Raw genomic sequence first — 4,885 nt, 5'->3', positions numbered from 1 at the left:
TAGGCCCCAGACCAGAAACACCATGACGATCAGGAACGGCCAGCCTCGTTTCATGACGTCGCGTGCATACGGCAGTTTTTCCATTTGACGCTGACCCCTCTGAAGCATGAAATTTCATGGAAATTCTGCAGCATTACTACAGTAGGTGGGTCACTGTATTTAGGACAATTGGGTCAATTCCTTGCAGAATTCAATAAGTGAGCACACTTTTTATTCTATTTTCACAGATGCTTCTGCGACGAAGAATATGAAACTTAAACCCGCAAACTCTCGTTTTGAACGAGGGAGGCCCGAGGGGGCAAGTCACTGGCTATGCAGGCTTGCCCCCGTGCAGTTCGTCGCGTTGGGCTAGTCGAGATTGAAGAGCGTCTTGAACCGATCAAGGTTCTCTGTTGACGGGCGCATCGGGTCGTAGCCAGGTTCCGGGTGTGGCTGCACAACGTCCCAGTGCTCCGCCATCTGGCCCTTATCGTTGAAGCGCACGAAATCGGCGAAGATGTGCGTTGCGCTGATCTTGTGAAGGATCACCATATCGCCCGCCGAGAATATCTGTACCGGTCGCCACTCCTTGCGGCCCTCGCGGCGGTAGGCGATCTTTTCGATGTATTCCCGCACCCCCGCGCGTCCCTGTCCGATGCCCGGCGTATGCTGGATGTAATCTTCTGCTACCAGTGTATCGAGCAGCGAAAGGTCGTCGCCATGCATGCAATCGTCCATGAAACGCAGCAGCGTTTTCTCGTTTTCGGTCAGGTCGTCGCGCGTTCTGGGATCGTAAGGGTTTGGTTCGGTCAATCTAAGTCTCCACTTGTGTCAACAGCTCCGGAATGTGTCACCGCGCCGCGCTCGGCACCTTGCACCGACGCGGCGTATTTCTCCAACAGCCCGCCTTGGCGCGGCAGTGCCGGAATTCCCCGCGCCTTTGCGCGTTGCTCAAGGATAGCCGGATCAACCTCAAGCGTAATGCTGGCCACTTCCGGTCTTGCGTCGATGGTGATGAAATCGCCATCTTCGACCAAAGAGATGGGCCCGCCGACGGCCGATTCAGGTGACGCGTACCCGATGGACATGCCGCGCGAGGCACCCGAGAACCTGCCATCCGTCAGCAACGCGGTCTTCGCGCCCATGCCTTGTCCATACAGAAGAGCCGTGAGCCCCAGCATCTCCTTCATGCCGGGCGCGCCCTTGGGTCCTTCGCCCCGCACAACGAGGACGTCACCCTCAGCGTAGGCGCGCGTTTCCACCGCTTTCTGAGCTGTCTCTTCGCCATCAAACACGCGCGCAGGTCCCCGAAAGCGGAGTGCAGTCAGACCCGCCACCTTGAGTAGCGCACCTTTGGGACAGAGGTTGCCGGTTAGCACCACGATACCGCCGGTGGGGGCAATCGGTGCGGAAAGGCTTCGGACAACGTCGCCATCGGGTGAGGCGGCATCGGCGACCGCCTCTGCAAGCGTTTGTCCGGTGATGGTCAACGCCGACCCGTCGACATATCCGCCCGCGATCAGTTCCTTGAGGATGACAGGGGTGCCACCAATGGCCTGAACATGTGCGGCTAGGTATTTTCCGCCCGGGCTGAGATTCCCGATCAACGGGGTGCGCTGGAACACCTTTGCCGCATCTTCGATTCCGAAATCGATTCCGGCCTCGTGTGCAATGGCCGCGATGTGCAGTGCTGCGTTGGTCGACCCACCCGTCGCCGCGACGATGGCGCAGGCGTTCTCGATCGCTTTGCGGGTGACAAGGTCGCGCGGCAGCGGTCCGTCCCCTTCGATGGCGTCGACCACCGCACGGGCGGCAAAATGCATCAGTTGTTCGCGCATCGGATCGCCCGCAGGGACCATCGACACGCCGACCGGCGACAGCCCGAGCGCCTCTGAAACCATCCCCATCGTGTTCGCGGTGAACTGCCCTGCACAGGCACCGGGGCCGGTGATAGAGTGGCGCTGGTAGTCCTCAAGCTCTTCGCGGTCCGCATCGCCCGCGATCATCCGTCCGATGGTCTCGAATGCATCCAGCACGGAAACCTCTTTCCCGCGCACAACACCCGGCAATGTCGCACCGCCGTGCAGAAACACACCCGGTGCGTTTACCCTGACCATGCCCATCATCATGCCCGGCAGGTTCTTGTCGCATGCACCGATGGCGATCAGCCCGTCCCAGCAATGCGCGCGCATCGTCGCCTCAATGCTGTCAGCGATCAGTTCCCGCGAGATCAACGAGAACCGCATCCCCGGATGCGCCATCGTCAACCCGTCAGAGACGGAAACCACCGGCGTCTCGTGCGGATAGCCGCCTGCCTGCCGCACGCCTTCGGCAGCATGGGCCGCCTGCGCGCCAAGGTTCATGTTGCAGGGGCTCATACCGCCCCCGGTGTGGGCCACGGCGATCTGCGGCTTTGCGATGTCGTCGTCGCTCATCCCCATACCGTAGAGAAACGCCTTGGAATTCTCGCGCATCAGCGTCGAGTATATGGTCGGAAATCGTCTCATTGCATCGTCCTCGGCAGCCAAAGAACCAGTACAGGGAAGGCGACAAGCAGTATCAGACGCAGCACGTCTGCACAGACGAACGGCAGCACCCCACGAAAGATCGTTGGCAGGGAAATATCGCGCGCAATCGAGTTGATGACGAAGACGTTCATTCCCACAGGCGGCGTGATCAGCCCCAGCTCCACGGTCATCACGATAATCACCCCGAACCAGATCGGATCGAAGCCGAGCTGCGTCACGATCGGAAAGACAATAGGGACGAGCAGAATGATCATCGCCATTGCGTCAAGGATGCAGCCCATGATCACGAAAAAAAGCAGGATCAGCGCCAGCGTCCCATAGGCCCCAAGATCGAGCTCCACGAGCCAGGCGGTGATCTTCTGCGGGCTTTGGGTGATGGCGAGGAAATAGCCAAACAGGATCGCTCCGATCAGGATCGTATAGATCGCAACAGATGTCCGAAGCGCCTCGATCAGACTGTCGAGCAAGAGCCGTGCCGTAAGCCGCCCGCGCAATATGCCGATCAGCGCGGTTAGGAACGACCCCACCGCTGCCGCCTCCGTTGCGGTGGTAAAGCCGAAATAGATCGAACCGATGATGAGCAGGAAAAGCAACATCACCGCCCAAACCCCCGAAAGGGAGCGCACAGCCTGGCCTAGGTTGAATTTCTCTCCGGCAGGTAGACGTTTGCCATAGGCAAAGCGGACGGCAAGCATATACATCAGGATGGCGATGATGCCCGGCACGATGCCAGCAATAAACAGCACGCCCACATCCTGTTCAGTGATATAGCCATAAACGGCAAGCACGACCGAAGGCGGGATCAGGATGCCAAGTGTGCCCCCCGCCGCGATAACGCCAGTCGACACTTCGTCCGGATAGCCCGCCTCTTTCATCTCTGGCAAGGCGATCTTTGTCATCGTGGCAGCGGTGGCAACCGACGACCCGCAGATGGCCGCGAACCCCGCGCAGGCACCGATGGTGGACATCGCCATGCCGCCTTTCATGAAGCCGAACCAGTGACGACCCGTGCGGAAAAGTTCGCGCGACATGCCGGAGTTGGTCGCAAGCACGCCCATCAGTACGAAAAACGGGATCAGCGTCAGGTTGAAATCGGTCACTGTGCGTATGGGCGATTGTGCCAGCAGATTAAGGGCGGGTTTCCAGCCAGTCACGGCTGCGAAGCCGCCGACGCCGACAAGGCCCATCGCGATACCGATCGGGACGCGCAGGATCATCATCGCGAACAACGCGACAAATCCCAATATAGCGATCAGATCACCGCTCATGTTTCGTCTTTCACTTCAATGCTTTCGTAAGGGTCAAGAGATCCGCGGCCTGTCACGATGAGGATGAGCCGCGCGAGGATCGCAGGTAGGCTGACAGCAACGCCGAGCCAGATAAGCCCCATCATCGGCCAGGCGGGCAAGCGCAGGTCCATGGTGGTTTCGTTGCTGATGGCAGCATTGGATACGCGGCCGAACATCTTCCAGGCCAGCAGGCCGGTAAAGATCAGCAGCAGGGTCCAAGCGAATGCGTCGATCCAGCGGCGTGGCCCGGGCGACAGGCGCTCTACTAGAATATCGACTTTGATATGTGAGCCCCGGAAGCCGACGCTGGCGAACCCCCACATGATAGCCGCCCCCAGCAAAAGGCGCGACATATCAAAGGCGTCAGGCAACGGGTAAGCGAACAGATATCGCCCCGTCGCAGAGGCAACGACCAGAAGTGTGACCAGCCCCATGATGCAGCCCGCCACGATCTCAATTCCATGCGATATCCGCTCGAGTACGTGCTGCAGCCGCATCACGGGAGAAAGGTTGGGCGGCAGCGGTGCCGCCCAACCTTTTGAGTCAGTATCGGGCGTCATGACGCTCGAGCGCTTCTACATAGCCGTCGTAGAGGGCCTGCGCGTCATCGCCGGCTTCTTCTTTCCATTGATCGATCAGCGGTGCCGCCGAGTCACGCCACATCTGCACCTCATCTTCTGTCGGCGCATAGAGCGTGTGCTCACCGCTATCTACCATCTTCTGACGACCCGATGCTTCGTTCTCGGCCCAGCCCTCCGAGAAGCGACGCGACCATTTCGGGGTGCAGTGATCATCCAGGATCGCCTTCAGGTCATCGGGCATCCCGTTATAGCTGTCCTTGTTGATCAAAAGAAGCTGTGCCGAGATGTAGAACGGCATGTCGAGATGATACGGCGTCTCGCTGTCGATCCCGAAGATATAGACGGAATTCCAAGGGAAGGTGATCGCGTCCGCTGTGCCGTTGGCGATTGCTTCGCGCGCCTCGGGGGCAGGTACCTGAACGGGGCCGCCACCAAGCGAGCTGACAAAGCGCGACATGGTCGCGTGCGCGGGACGGACGTTCAGACCTTTGATATCTGCCGGCACTTT

5 protein-coding genes are annotated in these 4,885 nt (G+C 59.5%); all 5 read right to left on the bottom strand.

The window, feature by feature from the left end; all coding sequences use genetic code 11:
• Window positions 1–348: 348 nt before the first annotated feature.
• Entirely contained in the window at window positions 349–792 is a 444-nt protein-coding gene (locus AC221Y_RS20330; protein WP_486708209.1) for a nuclear transport factor 2 family protein, read from the bottom strand.
• Window positions 789–2,486: a dihydroxy-acid dehydratase gene (locus AC221Y_RS20325; RefSeq protein WP_486708208.1), complete on the bottom strand. Its 1,698-nt coding sequence runs from the start codon at window positions 2,484–2,486 to the stop codon at window positions 789–791. The genes AC221Y_RS20330 and AC221Y_RS20325 overlap by 4 nt, the downstream gene beginning before the upstream one ends.
• Window positions 2,483–3,775, bottom strand: a complete 1,293-nt coding sequence (locus tag AC221Y_RS20320; protein ID WP_176249824.1) for a TRAP transporter large permease — start codon at window positions 3,773–3,775, stop codon at window positions 2,483–2,485. The genes AC221Y_RS20325 and AC221Y_RS20320 overlap by 4 nt, the downstream gene beginning before the upstream one ends.
• Complete coding sequence (locus AC221Y_RS20315; RefSeq protein ID WP_486708207.1) at window positions 3,772–4,356, bottom strand: TRAP transporter small permease; 585 nt, start codon at window positions 4,354–4,356, stop codon at window positions 3,772–3,774. Before AC221Y_RS20315 ends, AC221Y_RS20320 begins: the two co-directional genes overlap by 4 nt.
• On the bottom strand, window positions 4,340–4,885 hold a 546-nt coding region (locus tag AC221Y_RS20310), incomplete at its 5' end, for a type 2 periplasmic-binding domain-containing protein (RefSeq protein ID WP_486708206.1). The genes AC221Y_RS20315 and AC221Y_RS20310, both read right to left, overlap by 17 nt.

Source organism: Boseongicola sp. (assembly GCF_057460485.1).
This window is presented reverse-complemented; position numbering and strand designations above follow the sequence as displayed.